Source organism: Candidatus Kirkpatrickella diaphorinae, assembly GCF_025736875.1.
Lineage (GTDB): Bacteria > Pseudomonadota > Alphaproteobacteria > Acetobacterales > Acetobacteraceae > Sorlinia > Sorlinia diaphorinae.
Genome location: NZ_CP107052.1, coordinates 371341 through 391331, shown reverse-complemented (window position 1 = coordinate 391331; position 19991 = coordinate 371341). Strand labels below are relative to the sequence as shown.

Annotated in this window: 6 protein-coding genes; all 6 read left to right on the top strand. The window is 59.6% G+C overall.

From position 1 onward, the window contains the following. The first annotated feature begins 69 nt into the window (after positions 1-69). Genes N5W20_RS01760 through N5W20_RS01735 form a run of 6 tightly spaced genes read left to right on the top strand, consistent with a single transcriptional unit; the run spans position 70 to position 19984 of the window. Positions 70-6207: a non-ribosomal peptide synthetase gene (locus N5W20_RS01760; RefSeq protein WP_319807217.1), complete on the top strand. Its 6138-nt coding sequence runs from the start codon at positions 70-72 to the stop codon at positions 6205-6207. Next, positions 6200-15709 (top strand): SDR family NAD(P)-dependent oxidoreductase, encoded by a 9510-nt coding sequence (locus tag N5W20_RS01755; RefSeq protein ID WP_319807216.1) that lies wholly within the window; start codon positions 6200-6202, stop codon positions 15707-15709. Before N5W20_RS01760 ends, N5W20_RS01755 begins: the two co-directional genes overlap by 8 nt. Next, positions 15706-16812 carry a Gfo/Idh/MocA family oxidoreductase gene (locus N5W20_RS01750; protein ID WP_319807215.1) on the top strand — a complete coding sequence of 369 codons (1107 nt, stop codon included), beginning with the start codon at positions 15706-15708 and terminating at the stop codon, positions 16810-16812. Before N5W20_RS01755 ends, N5W20_RS01750 begins: the two co-directional genes overlap by 4 nt. Next, positions 16809-17594 (top strand): thioesterase II family protein, encoded by a 786-nt coding sequence (locus N5W20_RS01745; RefSeq protein ID WP_319807214.1) that lies wholly within the window; start codon positions 16809-16811, stop codon positions 17592-17594. Before N5W20_RS01750 ends, N5W20_RS01745 begins: the two co-directional genes overlap by 4 nt. Then, complete coding sequence (locus N5W20_RS01740; protein ID WP_319807213.1) at positions 17587-19188, top strand: (2,3-dihydroxybenzoyl)adenylate synthase; 1602 nt, start codon at positions 17587-17589, stop codon at positions 19186-19188. Before N5W20_RS01745 ends, N5W20_RS01740 begins: the two co-directional genes overlap by 8 nt. Beyond that, on the top strand, positions 19181-19984 hold the full coding sequence (locus N5W20_RS01735) for a 4'-phosphopantetheinyl transferase family protein (protein WP_319807212.1): 804 nt from the start codon (positions 19181-19183) through the stop codon (positions 19982-19984). Before N5W20_RS01740 ends, N5W20_RS01735 begins: the two co-directional genes overlap by 8 nt. Positions 19985-19991 lie beyond the last annotated feature (7 nt).

Here is a 19991-nt window from a genome sequence, read left to right as displayed (position 1 = left end):
AGCTGCACGATGCTGCTTTTAAATTGCGAATAATTATCATTATTATAAAAAGAAGGGGATTTGCGGAATATGTCGAATATTGCGTTACTGCCGGAAGGCGATGTACCCTGCCCGCCCGCCCTCGATGACCTCGCCAACTGGCTTGCGACTGAATTGCGTATCCCGTCCGCTGACATCATTGCCGCGGATAATCTGCTCATGCTCGGGCTTGATTCCCTCCGCACCATGGCATGCGTCAATCGGCTTCGCGTGGCGGGGCATGGTGTGACGCTGAAACAGCTTCTCGCAAAACCATCCCTCAAAGACTGGTCCTGCCTGATCAGGGAGCTTGACGACGCCCAACCGCGCGCGCCGGATAGCACGCCAAAGCCATGGCCGACCATGCTGGATGGTGCGGCCTTCCCCCTGACGGATATTCAGCACGCTTATCTCGTCGGGCGGGGACCGGCCCAGCCGCTTGGCGGCGTCGGGTGTCATCTTTATCAGGAATTTGACGGTAACGGCCTCACACTTGAAACGCTCAATCACGCCATATTAACGCTGATTTATCGCCACCCGATGCTGAATGTCGCGATCCGCGCGGATGGTGCGCAAAGATGGATCGGACCGCCTCGCTGGACCGGCGCGCACATTTACGACCTTCGTGATGCATCGCCCCAGCAGCTTACCACCCATGCCGAGACGATGCGCGCCACTTATGGCCATCGCCTGCTCGACGTTCAAAATGGCGCCTGCTTTGACTTCCGATTGACGCTTCTGCCAGGGGACCGCCATCGCTTGCACGTTAATCTCGACCTTCTCATTCTTGACGCGGCGAGTTTCAGTATCCTCTTCAGCGAGTTGGCCGCTCTGCTCGCGGGCCACACCCTCCCACCCCTTGACCGGAAATATGACTTCCGCGCCTATCTGGCCGAAGCCGCCTCCCATGATGCAGCATTAAGGACGCGCGCCCGCACTTACTGGCAGGCCCGGCTTGAAAATCTGCCTCCCGCCCCGGCATTGCCGATGATGGAAACAGCCGTCAGTTCCGAAGCCGTGACGCGTCATCGGCGGCGTCATGTGCTGGACGCACAGGTCTGGGCCCGATTTTCCGAGGAAGCCACGCGCCGGGGACATACGCCGACAATGGCGCTCGCGACCGCGTTTGCCATGGTCATGGCACGATGGAGCAATCAGCCCCGCCTGCTTCTCAACGTCCCGATTTTTGATCGGCAGCCTTTTCATCCGGATGTCACATCCATGATCGGCGATTTCACGAAAATCATTCTGGTCGATATGGCGGCCGAAGGTGAAAGTTTTTCGGATCTGGTCCGGCAGAATATCGATGGTTTCACGACATGCTGGGAGTATAGGGATTATTCCGGCATCGAGATCCTGCGGGATCTGCGCAAGCGCGGGCAACATCCGCAAGGTGCCCCGATTGTGTTTACCGGCGCGCTGGGCGACCCCCTCTTCGGCGCGGATCCTGCCAGCACGATCGGAAGCCCGGGCTGGGGCGTGTCGCAAACCCCCCAGGTTTCAATCGACCACCTTGCCTACCGACTCTCTGACTCCGTCTGCCTGCAATGGGACAGTGCGGACCCGATTTTTCCCGCGGGAATGGTTGACGCCATGTTCGGGGCCTATGTGGCGCTTATCGATGCCCTGGCCGCTGACACTGCCTTATGGGAACACCCCCTGCCCGACCTGCTCCCGGAGGGGCAGCGCCGCATACGGGCTGAGGTGAATGACGTTCGCGGCCCCCTGCCGCAGAACACGCTTCATGACGGTTTCTTCCACAAGGCGGTCACGCAGCCGGAAGCCATCGCCATTATTCATCGCGGACGGGAGACGCGATATGGCGAGCTTGACCTTATGGCCCGCCGCTGCGCGCGCTCTTTGCTGGAAGCAGGCGTCAAACCGGGAGACAGGGTCGCCATCTGCATGGCGCGCGGCGTGGGTCACGTCGTGTCGGTTCTGGCCATCCTGTCGGTCGGGGCGGCCTACGTCCCCCTCGCTTATGATCAACCGGAAGATCGTCTGAACATCATTCTGAATCAGGCCGGAATCAACATCCTGCTGACATCCTCCGCGCACGATGCGTGGGGCAACCTGGGATGCCGGATTGTGCCTTGGGAGACGATGCAGGATTGCGCACCGCTTGATGAGATCGTCCATATCTCCAATGATGCGCTGGCCTATGTGATTTACACCTCCGGCTCAACAGGTGTGCCGAAAGGGGTGATGATCTCCCACCGCGCGGCGCTCAATAGTTGCGCGGATATTAATCGCCGGATCGCCCTGACCCCTTCGGACAGGATTTTGGCCCTCGCCGCGCTTTATTTTGATCTTTCCGTTTACGATATTTTCGGCGCGCTTTCCGCAGGCGCTGCCATCGTCATGCTTGATGAGGCCGAGCGCCGAGACCCCGGCACTTGGTGCACATTGATCGCCCGCCACAATATCACGGTGTGGAATTCAGTCCCATCACTTTTCGATATGCTGATCACATATGCCGAGGGATTTGAAACGCGCGCCCCGGCGATATTGCGCGTCGCCCTGCTGTCCGGCGACTGGATCGGGCTTGATCTCGCGGGGCGTTTCCATGCCTTCAACACGCAGGGGCGTCTCCTTGCGCTGGGCGGGGCAACGGAAGCGGCGATCTGGTCCAACCACTTTGAAGTTGGCGACATTGATCCATCATGGCGCTCCATCCCGTATGGCCACCCGCTGACAAATCAGAAATTCCGTGTCGTCGATCATAACGGGCGCGATTGCCCTGACTGGATATCGGGAGAACTCTGGATTGGCGGGGCGGGTGTGGCGATGGGCTATCTCAACGACCCCACCCGGACGGCGGCGCAATTTGTCCGGTATCAGGGCGAGAGATGGTATGAAACCGGCGATATGGGCCGCTACTGGCCCGATGGGACGCTGGAATTTCTCGGGAGGCGGGACAGGCAGGTCAAGATCGGCGGCTATCGGATCGAACTGGCCGAGATTGATGTCGCCTTCTCATCCCTGCCCGGCATCAGGCAAAGCCTGACTTTGGCGACGGAGGGGCGAGACAGGTCGTTGATCACGTTCCTCATTCCAGCCTCGGATGAGATGTCTCCAGTATCTGACGAAGCCGCACCTGCGAACGAGATTTATAAAAGCTGCTTCAGGACAATTGAAACATCCTTACCCGCCACGGACAGGGCACAATCATGTGCAGCCGTCCGGGATTTCATCGCGGCGCATCTCGATATGAAAGGTTTATCTCTGGAGGATCTATCGGATCCGACAGAAGCTTGCGCGAAGTACGGTGCCACCCCGCATTTTCTACCGGTCTTTGAGCAATGGGCCGCCATTTGCGCTGAAGTGACTTCACCTGTTGCAGCGCCTTTGCAGGATTTTGAAACATTGCATCATCCGGTGCACGCGATATTAACCGGCGCGGCCCCGCCGAACACCCTCCTCGACGATGAAAACTGGGCGCCGGAAACGCAAATGCTGACGCTGCCGGGAACAAAAGAAGCCCTGCACTGGCTTGCGGACGCCGTGCCAGCGATCACCCGCTGCATCCATCACCGTCCGCTCATCGTCGAAATCGGGGCACGCAGCGGCCTGACGGCCCGTTACCTCATGCGCGCCCTGCCGTCGGGAAGCGCGCAATATATTGCGACCGATGAATCAGCGGAGATGATCTGCCGGGCGGAGGCGCGAGATGCGCGGGACCCGGGCCTGACATTTACGCACTGGCATGGCGAGACCCGCGCGGCGCTTGCTGGCCAGGCGGATATTGTCCTCGCCAATAACGCCCTTCATCGCCTGGATGCAGCCGGTCTGGACGCGGTAATGCATGTGGCGCGGCCCGGTGCCCTGATTTTCGTGATGGAGCTTGCCGTTCTGCCGCCTCTCGCCTGCGTGAGTGCGGATTTGCTGAATGGCGGCCACAGCCTGGCCGATCGGATCATCAGTGCCGAGGGATGGCGGGACCGGCTGGCAGCGCGCGGCTTGATCTGCGAGGATGCAGTGCGAATGGGTGATCAGAATTGCCTGATCCTCCACCGTGCTGCCGCCGATCAAAGGCCGGATATCGAGACGCTGCGTGCCCTCGCTGCCCGGAAACTGCCGGAATATATGATCCCGCGCCAGATCCGTTTCCTTGACGCATGGCCACTCACCCCGAATGGGAAAATCGATCACGCCGCATTACTGAAGAAGACCCATGCGGATGACGCGCCCGCCAGTCCGTTAACGCCTGCCCCACAGACGCGCAACGCGGCGGAAGCCTGCGTCGCCGCGATCTGGAAGCGCCTCCTCAAATTGACGGACGTCACGCGGGACAGTCACTTTTTTGCCATCGGGGGCGATAGTCTACTTGCAACGCGCCTGATCGGCGCCCTGGCCAGTGAGGGCTATGAAGCGCAGCTCAATATGCTGTTTGCGCGCCCTGTCCTGTCCGAATTTGCCGCGACTTTGACGCGTGCCGCGACAGATGGCGTGACGCTGACGCATGATATCGCCAATCGTTACGCGCCCTTCCCCCTCTCCGATGTGCAGCAGGCTTATCTCGTCGGGCGACAACCCGATTTCGCGCTCGGCGGTGTCGGGTCGCAATTTTTCATCACCTTCGACGTCACCGACCTGGATGTTAAGAAATTTGAGCATGCGTTGAACCACCTGATCAGACGGCACGACATGCTGCGCTGCGTGGTGCGGGGCACGCAGCAGCAGGTTCTTGAACATGTCCCGGTTTACAGGCTCAATCGCCGGATTTTCCCCAGCCTCGACTCACATGATTTAGAAATCTGGCGGGATGCCCTTTCCCATCAGCTTCTGAATCCTGAAAGCTGGCCGGTTTTCGACATTCAGGCAGCTTCAGACGGGGGCAATATCACCCGCATTTTCATGACACTTGATAATCTCATGCTGGATGGCATGAGTATGCAGATTTTTCTGGCTGAACTGGATGATCTCTATACAGGTCGCGCGACCCACGCTGAAGATCCTGGCATCACCTTCCGGGACTATCAGGTCCATCAGGCATTGCAGAAACCCGCCCCACAGTCACGCGATTATTGGCGGGCGCGCCTGCCTCTGCTCCCCCCGGCCCCGCCTTTGCCGCTCAAAAGCGACCCGGCGCAGTTATATCGCCCGGTCTTCAAGCGGCTATCATCCAGCCTCACCCCTCAGGTCTGGTCCCAACTGAAAAGCCGCGCCGCCGGGAGCGGTGTTACGCCCTCAACTGTGCTGCTTGCCGCTTTCTGCACGTCCCTCTCACGATGGAGTCAAACGCGGAAGCACACGCTGAACCTGACATTATTTGATCGGACGCCGATCCACCCGCAGATTGACCGCATTTTAGGGGATTTCACGTCCCTCCTGCTTCTTGAATGGTCGCCGGAGGCGGATTGGCGCACGACATTGATCGCCTTACAGCAACGGCTGGGACAGGATCTTGCCCATCGCGATGTGTCGGCGATCTGGGTGATGCGCCAGCTTGCCGCGTCTCTGGGCCAGGCATCCGCATCCATGCCCGTTATCTTTACAAGCGCCATCGGCGTCTCCGACGGACGCTTCCTGTCTGAAAGCGCTTTCCTGAAACCGCGCGACGGTATTTCCCAGACGCCGCAAGTCTGGCTTGATCATCAGGTTTATGAGGCGGATGGCAGACTGCACTTCAACTGGGACGTCGCTGAAGCGCTTTTTGACCCGGCTATGCTCAAAGCCCAGTTTGGCGCGTACTGCCACCTCCTGACGCAACTCGTGCATGAGGACGCGATCTGGGAAGCGCCCATGTCCCTGCTGATCGGCGCCCCATCTCAGGACGCGACACGGCCTGAAAGCGCACCCAAGCGTCCGGCCACGTCCACTCGGCAAAGTGAGGAACGTCATGAGCGCCCGGACCCCGCCTTTCTCGCATGGCTCTGTCAGGCATTTGAGGAGGTGACTGGTTACGCCATGGCGCCGCGTCAGAATTTTTTCGATCGTGGCGGCACGTCGCTTCATCTCGTGCAATTCCATAAATTATTGCGGGATGCCGGGTATTCGGACCTGACAGTGACGGATCTCTTCAGCCACGCGTCACCTCAGGAACTCGCCCTTCACCTCAAAAAGATGCAGGCCGCCGCGCCCCCTCCCGCCGATGCAGGTCGCCTTATGCGCAACCGTCGAAAAATAAACATGCAGCGCCGCACAGGCAGCTTGACGTCAGCGGATCGGGATGACCACCATGAATAAGCCCTCCATCAATCAATCCGCCCCCCAAACCCTTGAGGACATGATTCAGGAACATTACGGCGATTGTGACCCGATCGCGGTCATCGGCTATGCGTGCCGCCTGGCTGATGCGCCTGATAGTGAAGCCTTCTGGGATTTAATGTTTGCGGGCGAAAAGAAGACCACGCCGCCATGCAAGCCTGAAGAGGCCATTTCAGGTGAGCGGCGTGCTGCCATGCAGGCCCCGAATTACGTGGAGCTGCATGGCTGTATCAAGGATGTCGATGCGTTCGATGCGGCGTTTTTCGGCTATTCGCCGCAGGAGGCTGAACTTATCGACCCGCAGCAAAGGCTGTTTCTTGAAACCGTCTGGCACGCCATTGAGCATGGCGGTTACGCGCCGCGCGAAGTCTCTTTCCGGACCGGCATTTATGGGGCGACGCGCGTCAGTACCTATCCCGGTCAGCGACGCATTGACCCGGCAGAGGCCGGGCAGGTGAAGAGCCTGCAATCACTCATGGGGAATGATAAAGACTATCTGGCCACGCGCGTCGCCTATAAGCTCAATCTCTCCGGCCCCGTCCTGACGGTGCAGACGGCCTGTTCCAGCTCCCTCGTCGCGGTGCATCTAGCTTGTGAAAGCTTACGTGCTGGCGAATGCGACATGGCGGTGGCGGGCGGTGTCGCGATTTCCTTCCCCCAGCCTGGGGGCTACCTGCATCAGCCCGGGATGATCTTCTCGCCGGACGGGAAGTGCCGCCCCTTTGACATGGATGCGAATGGCACCTTCCCGGGGCATGGCGTGGCCAGCGTCACATTACGCCGCCTCAGCGACGCCCTGCGGGACGGAGACCCGGTCATTGCTGTTATTCGCGGAAATGCCGTCAATAATGATGGTGCCAGCAAAGCCGGATTCACCGCACCCTCCGTCTCCGGTCAGAAACGTGTCATCAGGGAGGCCATGGCGGTCGCCGGGCTTTCACCGAATGAGATCGGCTTGATCGAAGCACATGGCACCGCCACCCCTCTGGGTGATCCGATTGAGGTTCAGGCGCTTCGGGAGGTTTTCGATGCCCGTCAGGACGGGTCGCGATGCGCGTTGGGCTCCGTCAAAGGTGATCTCGGACATCTCGACACGGCTGCCGGGATTGTCAGCTTCCTGAAAGCCGTCATGTGCGTCGCGCGTGGTGTGATCCCGCGATGCGCCCATTTCAAGCATCCCAACCCGGCTTTGCGGCTTGATGAATCTCCCTTCCACATCCCGACGGCGGGTTTGCCCTGGTCGTCCACGCCGCGTCATGCCGGGGTCTCATCTTTCGGGATCGGGGGGACGAATTGCCACGTCATTATCGGCTCCCTGCCCGATAAATTGAGGCATGTCACGCCGCAGCATCAAAAAGGGGCACCGCCAGGCGTCTCCCCTGCGCGACAACCCGTTCTGCTGCTGAGCGCGGCATCCGAACCCGCATTGCGACGCCTCGCTGGCCGATATGCCGAGGCGCTTGAACGTGAAAACCCGCAAGATCTCGCGCACACAGCGCTGATGGCGCGGCAGCTTGATTTGCGTCATCGCCTGGCCCTGCGCCTGGATGACGGAAGCCGCACTTTACTGAGAGCCTTCTCGGAAGGGGTCCATCCCGTCGGGCTGCATTATGATGGCACAGCGCGCGGTAAAATCGCTTTTCTCTGCACCGGTCAGGGCGCGCATTGGCCGGCGATGGCGCGCAGCTATATCGAAGTATCACCCGATTTCGCGGCCATGCTGGCGCGCTGCATCGCCGCCTGCGACGCGGTCCTGCCCGTTTCTTTACGTGAGGTGCTTTTAGGGGATGCGGGCGCACTTCTTTCCGAGATGCGTTACGCGCAGCCAGCCATTATTGCGTTTGAAATCGCCATGGCCGCCCTTTGGCGCGCGCGCGGTTTACGCCCGGACATCGTCATCGGCCATTCGGTCGGGGAATATGCGTCCGCCGTCATTGCAGGCATGTTGGATCTGGAAGCCGTCATGCCGCTTCTCTGCCTTCGCGGCGCCCTGATGGACGCAGCGCAAAAAGGCGGGATGATCAGCCTGCATATGGGGGAAGACGCGGCACGCGACTGGGCAGAGCGGTTCGGGCTCGACATTGCCGCCATTAATGGTGCGGCGCAGATTGTGCTTTCAGGGTCAGTCGACGCGATCGAGAAACTGGCCTCCGCCCTTGAGCAGGACGGCACCCCCTTCAACCATCTGCCCGTTGCCGGGGCCGCGCATTCCCGGCTTATGGACACGATTTCGGACCGGTTCGATGTGGAAGCCGGGAAATTGAAGGCGCGGGATGGCGAAGTCAGGCTGATTTCAACCTGTCATGGTGATTTTGCATCAGGTGACGACCTTAACAGGCCCGGCTTCTGGGGACAGCATCTGCGGACGCCCGTCCGTTTCAAAGATGGGATCGATAAAGCCATTCAGGCGGGCGCAGATATATTTCTCGAAATCGGTCCCGATGCGATCCTGACCCGTATCGCGCAGAGTGACCATCCCACCTCCCATCGTTGGATCGCCTCCGCGCAGCGCCACATCCCCGCCGCGGAGAAGCTTGAAGAGGCGCAATGCGCCCTCTTTACCGCTGCGATTGATCTGGATTGGCGGCAGATTTTCGCCATTTCAGGACGTCGCATTCATGCCCCGCTTTATGCTTTCGACCGGTCACGTCACTGGCGGGATGAAAGGGATATGGCGCAGGACATGCAGGCTGAGCATCCGCGCCTGCGCGTCGGGCTTGATCACGGGCGTCATACGGCGCTGACGCAAGCCGCCATGCTTAACCTCCCCCGCCTCGAAAAGCTTTACGATTGCGCGCGCACCCTTCACGCCATTTATCTGGATCGACTCATTCTTTGCTGCATCGGTGCATGGCGGGAGGACGGCGTCACACTTTCCGAAATCCTGCGTGGCGGGCGGCTTTTGCCAAGATACCGGCAATTACTGGGCCGCATGGTCGAGGCGTGCGTTGAGGATGGTTATTATGTGCGGATAGGTGAGCGTTATCGGCCCGCCCGACCCGACATCATTCCGCATGCCTCCTGCCCTGAGCTGCTTGACAAACTGGCCTCATGCTGTGAGGGCCTGCACGCCATCCCCGCGACCGTCGAACGCGCGGGCGCGCAGTTATTCGACATGCTGCGCGGGCAGGTCGCGCCGGTCGAGATCATCTTCCCCGAGGGGGAGTCACGCGGCGTGGAAGTTCTTTATCAGGAGTTCAGCTTCGGGCGTTATTTCAATGAAATTGCCGCCGGGATTCTGGCAGGCATGTTGCGGGAGGAAAGTGCGCGTCACAAGCCTTTCCGCATATTGGAAGTCGGCGGCGGGACGGGCGGCACAACCAGCGCCATGGTTACGGCGATCAGCGCGGCGGATCAGGTCCTTTACCATTTTACGGACATATCGCCGGTTTTCACCCGGCGCGCGGCGGAGAAATTCGCCGCTTATCCTTTTATGCGTTATGACCTGCTCGATTTGCAGAAAGAACCCGAGAAGCAGGGCTTCACATGCGGGACTTATGACCTGATCATCGCCGCCAATGTCGTGCATGCGACGGATCATGTCGGGCACACGCTGACGCGACTTCGGTCCCTCCTGAAACCGGGCGGCCACCTCCTCCTGCGGGAAATCACTCAGCCCATGCGATTGTTCGATTTCGTGTTCGGGCCGCTGGTCTCTCCCCTTCTTGACCTGGAGGAGCGCGCGGGCCAACTTTTCCTGACGAAAGCGCTATGGCGGAAACATTGCCGCGCAGCCGGATTTGCCCGGATTGACTGGCTGCCCGATGATGGCACGCAAACGGCGGAAATGGGCGAGCATATCATCCTCGCCACATGCCCGATTGCGGCATTGCCGGACTTGCCTGCACCAGCGGAGAACCAACATCCTGTGCTTGGTACTCCCTTGACGTCAGACGGTTTTTACCTGGCGGATTGGTCAAAATGTAATGCCGATCCATCGCTCTGGAATCAATATCTCATTGAAGCGGCCCGCACCTTGAAGCGACTTCATGGCGGTGAGGAAAATGAACCGGAAATCATCCGTTACCCGACCCCCTCCCACCCTGTCGGCCGTGTCAGGCTGGCCTGGTGCGCGACGCCCTTCGGACGGGGACGGCTTTCATTAGAAGCGGAAGATCCTTACGGTGCCTGGCATGTGATCCACCCCGGCCATGAGGCCGCCGATCTGCCCGCACCGACGCCATCCTTGTCAACGCAATATGAAGTGGGTTGGGAAGATATGACGCCCCGTGCTGAGATATTCCCCAATGCCGACGCCGACATCCCATCATTGACGGCATTAATGGCGCAGGGCGAAGGCACAGTGGATTTTCAGTCGCGCATGACACTCCATCTTCTGCGCGTCGGAAAAACGGATCCTCTCGCATTGTTGCAGACGGTGAGGCACCATCTCACAGAGAAGGCCGCCACCCCGCTCGTGATCATCACCCGAAATGGCTGGCCGCATGGACAGGACGCCCCCTTGCAACCGACGCACCGCGCCGTGTGGGGGCTGATTAAAGTCGCGGTGCAGGAATATCCTCAGCAGAAAATTGCGATCATCGACCTTGATCACGCGTCAGAAGCGGCGGATCTCCTCTCTGGTTTGCGCGGCGTTGAAGCGGGAGCACGCTTTGTGATGGTGAGAGATGGCATCGCGAGGCGGCAATGCATCGTGCCGCTTACCGCCAACGCCCAACCCCTGCCTTTATCCGCTTTTGACATGCCGGGATGGCATGTTGTCACCGGTGGCTTTGGCGGTCTGGGCCGGCTGACGATCGCCTGGCTGGCCGCGCATCATGCTGCGCAAATTGCGATCCTGGCGCCGCGTGCTCCCGAAGATTGGCGGGATTTTGCGGAGAAGATGCGCATGGCCCATGGCGTGACATTGCGTTGGCTGCCCTGCGATGTGGCGGATCACCGCCAACTCACAGATGCGCTTGAAGAACTCGCGGCGGCGGGTGGTGTTGCCGGCGTCATCCACGCGGCCGGGCTGATCGAGGACAGTCTCTTCCAATTGGTAGATAAAGCGGCCTTCAAGCGTGTCTGGGCGGTTAAAGCGGAAGCTTCTGACGCGTTGCAAAGCTGGCTCGCCACCCATGGCGGTCGTTACCTCCTCCTTTATTCCTCCGCTGCGGCGGTGATGGGCACGGCCGGACAGGCGGCCCATGCGTCGGCCTGCGGCTTCCTCGACGGTTTGGCGGCGGCGCACCGAAACGACACGGCGCTGAAAGTGATGTCCATCGCATGGGGTGCCTGGCGCGGTCACGGCAGGGCCGATGATGACGGGCTCCAAAGCAGTCTGGCCGCGCAGGGTATGGGGCTGATCACACCGGGCGAAGGGCTCTGGCATCTGGAACAGAGTGTGATGCGGTGCCGACGGAACCGCCTGGCGATGCGCCTGATCCCTGACGCCCTGAACGCGATTCACCGTGACCTCGTAAACGCCGCCGCTCCGGGCCTCCCGACATCCGAGCCCGACAAGCAGGATGATGCACGCAGCCATTTTGAGACGGAGGATGAGGCGGGAAACTGGCTGGCACAGATGATCGCGACGCTCCTGCGTCTGCCTGATATCGAAGCGATCGATCGGAATAAAACCCTGATCGCGTTAGGTGTGGATTCCCTCCTCCTGCTTGAGCTGCGGAGCCTTATTGAGAAGCGCAGCACAAGACGGCTCGACGCGCGCATGATCGATACGGGAAAAACAATCAACGCCATCGCGCAAACTCTCTTCGCATCGAGCCACGCGGCATTATCGACGCCTGCCGCCATCCATCTGCAACATGATCGTGAAAACCGCTTCTCCCCCTTTCCGCTGACGCCGATCCAACATGCTTACTGGGTCGGCCGAACGGAGCTTATCGCCTATGGCGGGATCGCCTGTCACATTCTTTTCGAGTGGGATCTCGACCGCCGCCAGATCGACCCGGATCGCTTCACGGCGGCATGGAACGCCCTGATCAAACGTCACGACATGCTGCGCATGATCATCGCACCTGACGGCCAGCAACATATCCTTGCATCAGTCCCGCATTACAATCCTGCCCGGCGTGACCTGACCGGACTGACGCCCGCACAGCGTGAGGAGGATCTTCTGAAATTCCGGGAGACGCTTTCATCACGCGTGCTGCCGACGGATCGCTGGCCTCTCTTCGACATCGCAATTTCAACATGTGATGCGCATTGTTACCGGCTGCATCTGCATCTTGATCTGCTATTATTTGATGTGCGCAGCCTGAAAATCATGATGGATGACCTCGCAGCCGCCTATCGGGGCGAGACCCTCCCGGCGCTCTCCATTACTTTCCGCGATTATGTCATGGCGGAGGCTGCGCGGCGGGAAAGTGCCGCATGGCAGACAGACTGGCTTTATTGGTGCGACCGCCTTTACGACCTGCCCCCATCCCCCGCTTTGCCACTCAATACGCTAAGCCCGCCCGCCCGGCCCCGACTTGAGACGCGGACAGGACGCATTGAGGCGCAAGACTGGCAGAGACTCAAGGCGCGCTGGAGAAGTTGGGGGGTGACGCCCTCCGTCGGTCTCCTGACTTTATTTGCGCGCACGCTGGAAATCTGGGCGCGACAACCGGAATTCACCCTCAACCTCACTATGTTTGACCGTCAGGCCGTGCATGAGGAGATTGATCAGGTGATCGGGGATTTCACGTCAGTCCTACTCATTGCTTTCGACCTCAGGGAAAAACGTGACCTTCGCGGCGATATGCTGCGCGCGCAGGAAACGCTTCAGGCCGCTTTGCAACATAAAGAGGTCAATGGCGTGGAGCTTCTGCGCGAGCTGGCCAGAATTCAGGGCCATTCCCATGCGCCGCAAATGCCCATCGTCTTTACCAGCATGCTGGGAATGACGCTGGACGGGCTGCGTATCGACCAGGCCATGCAGAGTTTTCTTGGTGACCCGACCCATGTTTTTACCCAGACACCGCAAGTCTGGCTTGATCATCAGGTGATGGAAATCGAGGGCGCGCTGATTTTCAATTGGTATTGCATGGATGATGTCCTTGCAGAGAATTTTTGTGCCGATGCTTTCGAGACCTACACCCATCTTCTGCGTGGCCTGGCTGAAAAGCCGGAATTGATGGAAGAAACAATCCTCACCGCCCGACACCCTGATGGGCATAAATATGACCCTGTAGCGCGCTGGCGAAGCCGAGAAGACACCGCGACCCGCCTCTGCCGGGCGCTGGAAAGCGACCTGCGCAGCCTGCCGGGCATTGCGCGGGCACAGGCCGATCTCTTCAACCCGGATCACTATGTGATTGACGTCGTCACAGACGATATCGACGCTGTTCCCGAAGCACCTTTTCACCCTGCCAGCACGCCGCCTGCAACGCTTCTTCCCGCTCTTCCAAAAGATTTGTGCGATGAGGTCAGTCAGGCCTGGGCGCTTATCGAAAAACATGCGCTGGCCGCTTTGATGCACACCTTGCGTCACGCTGGTCTCTTCACTCAGGCTAGTCAGACGCACATTGTCACTGACATCAGAAAAGCGCTGAACGTCATTCCGAAGCATCACCGGCTATTGGCGCAGTGGCTACAGAAACTCGTCGCGACGCACTTCCTGACGCCGGATGGGACGTCCTTTACTGCGACTCAGAAGCGGGCCGACGCCGAAACAGGCGCGACGTCGGAGAGCGCCCCCGCATGGGTGGCGAAACTCCTCGATTATCTGGCGCGCTGCACAGCGCATCATGGTCGGCTCTTCACCGGTGAAGCGAATGCGCTGGATCTGCTTTATGATGAGCAACACCGGATCATGGACGTGTTCTACGCGACAAATCCTGTTTCGCAGCATCTTCATGATATTGCCAGAACCGTCACAACCGATCTCGCTGAAACATCTGACGGCCCCGTCTCCATCCTCGAAATCGGCGGTGGCACGGGGGCCGCAACGCGCACCCTCCTCCCCGCCATGGCACACCGCATTGCCCGCTATGTCTTCACTGACATATCGGCGCTCTTCCTGAGTGAAGCGCGACGGGCTTTCGGGGCGCATGATTTCATGGCGTTTGAGCGCCTCGACATCAATGCCCCGCTTGATGAAAGGCTCGCGATCGAGGGGGGCTACGATGTGATCATTGCGGGTAATGTCCTGCATGACGCCACGCATATCGGGCGGACATTGCGGCGCATGGGCAGGCTGCTCAAACCTGGCGGCGCACTCGTGATGATTGAAGCGACGGAACCTCATTCCGCCCTCCAACTGGCAACAATCGGCTTTCTGGAGGGTCTCAATGGCTATCATGATTTCCGTCATCAAACCCATGAGGCCTTCCTCCCCATGCCGCGCTGGCGGGAGCTTCTGACGCAGAATGGTTTCAACGTCCCCCTTACTTATCCAGAAGAGGCCACGTCACCTTTACGCCAACATCTGATCCTCGCGACAGCGACGCGCATCCACCGACCGGATTTTGCCGCGATTGAACAGGGTTTGCGCGCGCGCCATGGCGCAGACCTGCCCGCTTTGACCCTGCGTCAGCGAGAAACGCTGCATTTCCCTCGCCGTAAACCTTCCGAGACAGAACATGGTGACCGTAACGAACTGACGAGACTGCCCTCCGATACCCTCCCGAGTGAGGTTGAGGAAACCGTGATCAAAATATGGCGGGAATTTCTGGGGCGGCCGATTTCCGTTGAGAGCGACTTTTTCGATGCGGGCGGGGACAGTCTGATCGCGACACGCGTGGTGGCCCGTCTTGCCCGTGCCGGGTTTGAGGGTGTCAGCCTGCAAAGGCTTTTCGCCAGCCCGCAATTGCGCGCATTCTGTGCATCCCTCGTCCCGCCCGCAACCCATCGCGGCCACGCGCCCATTACCCTCATGCGGAAGGAAGCGAAAATGCATATCTTCGTTTTCCATGCTTCTGATGGCGGCGTTGCGGCCTATCTGCCGCTCGCCCAACATCTTGAAGCAACGACTTACGGGCTGGAACTCGCCTCGTTAGAGAAGATCGAAACCCTCGACGGGCTCGCCATACGTTATGCCGAGTCCATATTGGCCGCTGGCATTGACGGCACACTTACCTTGCTTGGCTGGTCATATGGCGCTTTCCTCGCGCAATCATGTGCGCGGGTCCTCTCACGACGGGGGAAGAGCGTTGACCTTATCCTGATTGAGCCGGTTCTCGCGGCGGATTTCTGCGCGACCCAGCGCGAGGATCTCGACGCCATGATGGCTGCACGACCCGACACACTGGCTGGAAAATTTCCGATCAGCGACGCGATGCTGCAACAGACATTGAGTCTGCTGAAATTATTGCGGGGGCATGAGATTGATTTCGAGCCACCGCGACGCTGCCTATGCATCCGCGCCGCCTCCCGGCCTCAACATTGGGGAGATGCGGCGGAAGACTGGTCCGCTTATTTTCAGCAGGCGGAATATCAGACTATGCCGACAGATCACTGGTCGCTCCTGCTTCATGAAAAATGGGCGCTTGAGGTGGCGAAACGCGTTGATGAGTGGCTGGGAGTCGCTGTATCATGACGGAAAGACGCCCGCGCCGCGTTCTGATCGTCGGCGCAAAATTTGGTGAGATTTACGCCAATGCCTTCCTCGACGATATACCCGGTGTCACTTTGGCGGGGATACTGGCCAATGGCAGTGAGCGGTCGCGCAAACTCGCCCATGCTTTCGGGGTGCCGCTTTACACGCGCCTTGAAGACGTGCCTCGGGATATCGACATGGCCTGCGTCGTTGTGCGCTCCACCATCGTCGGGGGTGCGGGCACCCGCCTCGCGGAAAGCCTGCTGCGCCGGGGCCTCCATGTCGTGCAGGAACATCCCGTCCACCCGGAGGAAGTCGCCCGCCTGCAGAAACTGGCACACGAATTGCGGCGGATTTACTGGGTCAGCAGCTTTTACAGCAGCGCGACAGCCGGGAAAATCTGGATCGATACGGCGCGTCAGATTCAAAGCCGCGTCGGCCCTCCGCAGATCGCCACCCTCACCACGAGCCGACAATTACTCTATTCCGGCCTTGACCTGCTGCTTCAGGCGATGGCTCATCCGATCACCCTGCCGGAGACAACTTCAAGGATCCTGAACGGGCTCCATGCCGACTCATTGCGTCTGACCTGCGGCCGGACTGACATCTCGCTGTCCCTGCAGAACTACATTGATCCGGAAGACCCGGACATGCACAGTCTGGTCATGCACCAGATATTGCTGGGTTGGCCGGAGGGTTACCTCAGCCTCACTTCAAGTTACGGCCCGGTCATATGGGTGGGTAACTGGTTTGACCCCGCCCATCTGGCGGCCAGCACAACCCTTTATGACGGCCCGCCCGAAACACGTCTGCGCCTCAAACTGCCCGCGCGGCAGATCCTGCATGCGGGGCCGGAGACATGGCAACAGATTTTTGAGCATGACGCCCCGACCTGCGTGCGACGCCTGCTTGAAGCGATCTGCACGGCTCTGGATGGCGCGGACGCGTCTTTAGACGCGCACGCATCACACCAACATCAGGTCGCCGCCGCGTGGCAATCCATCCTGCACTGCACCGGCCCGGCGCATGAGCGCAATGTCACGCCGCCTGAAACACTGCACATCAATACATGCGCCACGTCCTCTGCATGGGAGAGAATATGATGAATAACATCTTGCACCCCAGTTGTCTGACACCGCTCAATGAGACGCATGCGGATCTCACCGTCATCATGTGCCCCCATGCGGGCGTCGGGATCGGCGCTTTCCGGCAGTGGCGGCATGTCACGTCACCGGCGCTTGATATCGCCATGGTTACTTATCCCGGTCGTGATCACAGGATGGATGACCCCCTGACTTATGACGTCACCGCTCTGGCAGATGAGGTCGCGGGCGCGCTCCTTCATGCCGGTTTCAAAAACCGGCGCATCATCCTCGCCGGACATAGTATGGGCGCGCAGATCGCCTTTGAAACATGCCTCAGGCTGGAAGCCGCAGGGAGGTCACCGGATCTGCTGGTTCTGTCCGGATGTCATGCCCCGCATCTCGCACCGCGTACAAAGCTGAGCGGTCATGATGATGCGAAATTTCTCGAATTGCTGGTTGCGATTGGTGGATGCAACGATATGGTCAAAAATAATCCCCTGGTCCTGGAAATTTTCATGCCGATGCTGCGCGCGGATTTTTCAGCAACCGAATCCTATGGGCGCGATGACATGAAGCGCCTTATCCAGACGCCGACAATGCTGATGTCCGGTGAGGATGACCAGGAGGCCCTTGTGACGGAAGTTCTGGCCTGGACGCCGTGGCTTCACAGCCTTGTCCGATCCGTTACATTTCCCGGAGATCACTTTTATCCCATGCGCGACCCGGAAGGTTTTTTGAGTCATATCGTCGCGGCCCATGCGGATCATGTCGCCAAGATGGAGGGTGCCGACCATGCTTGACCTCGATCTCGCCCCTTCCACAAAGCCGTTAACAATTGACGGCATCACCCTTACAGCGCCGATCGGCGGGATGCTGTCAGAGTGGGCGCGTAAATGGGGGAGCCGCATCGCGCTGGTGCATGGCGATGACAGCATGACTTTCGCCGCGCTGGACCGCCGCGTTGATCGCCTGGCTGGCGCCCTTCAAAATTCGGGGTTGAAAGAAGGCGATCGCATCCTGATCCAGATGCCGAACAGCATCGGCCTTGTCACGACCCTGCTGGCCGCGCTGCGCCTCGGCGTCACGCCCATCATGGCCATGCCGGCCCAGAGATTGCATGATCTCAGCGCGCTGGTCGCCAACGCGCAGCCCGTTGCCTATTTTGCCGCGCGGGAACTTCATGGATTTCAGTATGAGGTTCTTGCCCGGTCGCTACAGCAGGCACATCCCTGCCTGCGCCTGATTGTGTTGGATGGCACGGACGTCCCTGAAGATTATTTGCAGCTTTCTGCACTGGATGCGCCGTTCCATCCGGTCCAACCACCCGCCCTCACCGATCTCGCCCTCCTTCTCCTTTCAGGCGGGACGACAGGCACGCCCAAGCTCATCCCGCGCACCCATGCGGATTATGCTTTCACTTTTCTACGTTCCGCCGAGATGGCGGGAGTGGATGAAATCACCATCTATCTTGCCATCCTGCCGGGTGCGCATAATTTCATCCTCTCCAGCCCCGGCATTCTGGGCGTGCTTTCCCACGGGGGTCGGGTGGTGCTGGCAAACGCGGCTTCATGCGATGAAATCATGCCGCTGATCGCAAGGGAGTCCGTCACCCACATCGCGCTGGTGCCGCCTTTACTCCGCCTGTGGATTGAGGCGCGGACATGGGAAAGCAGCGATCTCTCCAGCCTCAGGCTTCTTCAGATTGGCGGGGCGCGGGTTGATGCAGCGCTTGTGAAGCAGGCGCAAGAGGTCTTTGGCACCACCATCCAGCAGGTTTACGGCATGGCGGAAGGGCTGATTTGCTACACGCGGCTCAATGACGCGCAACATGTCATTCTCAATACACAAGGACGCCCGATGTCGCAGGAAGATGACATCATGATTGTCGATATGGATGGCCATGAGGTGGCGCCGGGCGAGACGGGTGAACTCCTGACGCGCGGACCATACACAATCAGCAACTATTATAAAGCAGCCGCGCAAAATGCCGCATCCTTCACGGCAGAGGGCTATTACCGCACGGGTGACCTCGTATGTCAGGATGCAGACGGTAACATCACCGTCATGGGCCGGATAAAGGAGCAGATCAACCGCGCGGGAGAGAAAATCGCGGCGGCGGAGGTGGAAGCCGCTTTGACGCGCCACCCCGATATTGAAGAGGCCGTGGTGGTGGCGGCGCCTGACCCGCATCTCGGGGAACGCACCTGCGCTTTCCTCAAAGGCCCGTCCCGTACATTGCCCGACCTCGCCATTCGGGAATTCCTGCGGAAAAACGGCATGGAAGCCTATAAAATTCCGGACCAATATGCGTGGATCACCCATTGGCCGCAAACGGCCGTCGGGAAGCTTGACCGCAAGAAACTTGTCGCGCTTGCGCAGAAGCGGGATGGATGATCTGAAGCGATCCATGCTGACCTTACAGTCGACGGGTCACGCGGTCACGCCCCTTGAAGCGCGCGGCGGGGCGGAGGCGGCGGCCGGGCCGCTGAATAATGCGGCGTGGCAGTATATCGTGCCGCGTCCTGCTCAATGCCGGAACCTGTCCCGACTCATCTCGGAAAATCGCGTGGCCGCGCGCATGATTGCGTTACATGAAGTCCGTGAGACGTCAGGCATAATCGATTTGCTGCCGCTTTCCCTCAAGCAGGCGCATCCGTCGCGGCGGCGCGCCTTTCTGGCGGGACGTTACTGCGCCCTGAGGGCGTTGCGGGATAGCGGGTTTGACGGCGCGGCGTCACTGCACCGTTTGCATAATGGCCTGGTCGATTGGCCCGCTTGCCGGATCGGGAGCATCAGTCACAGTCGGAAATGGGCGATCAGTCTTGTTGCGCCTGAAAATAAGGGCGGCCAGATCGGGGTCGATGTTGAGCAAATCATCGGGATGGAAACAGCGAAGAATATAGCGAGTCTGGTGGCGTCGCCCCTTGAATGGCGATCAATGCGGGAGATCGGTGAGTTCTCCTCAGGCGTTACATTGATGTTTTCTGCGAAGGAAGCGCTTTTTAAAGCCCTCTTCCCCGCCACGCTTCAATTTGAAGATTTTAACGCTGCCGCCCTCACCTCAATCACGCCCGCCTCGCTGGTTTTTATCCTCACGCAAGACTGGAGTTCCCGCTGGAGGCGCGGTACTCGCATCACGGTGCGATATTGTTTTTTTGAAGACCATGTCTTGACCTGGTGTCGTTTCTGACCCGAGG

What these genes read in the sequence shown, in the direction of transcription:
- N5W20_RS01760 (WP_319807217.1), top strand. Translation starts at nt 70, where the DNA reads ATGTCGAATATTGCGTTACTGCCGGAAGGCGATGTACCCTGCCCGCCC.
- N5W20_RS01755 (WP_319807216.1), top strand. Translation starts at nt 6,200, where the DNA reads ATGAATAAGCCCTCCATCAATCAATCCGCCCCCCAAACCCTTGAGGAC.
- N5W20_RS01750 (WP_319807215.1), top strand. Translation starts at nt 15,706, where the DNA reads ATGACGGAAAGACGCCCGCGCCGCGTTCTGATCGTCGGCGCAAAATTT.
- N5W20_RS01745 (WP_319807214.1), top strand. Translation starts at nt 16,809, where the DNA reads ATGATGAATAACATCTTGCACCCCAGTTGTCTGACACCGCTCAATGAG.
- N5W20_RS01740 (WP_319807213.1), top strand. Translation starts at nt 17,587, where the DNA reads ATGCTTGACCTCGATCTCGCCCCTTCCACAAAGCCGTTAACAATTGAC.
- N5W20_RS01735 (WP_319807212.1), top strand. Translation starts at nt 19,181, where the DNA reads ATGGATGATCTGAAGCGATCCATGCTGACCTTACAGTCGACGGGTCAC.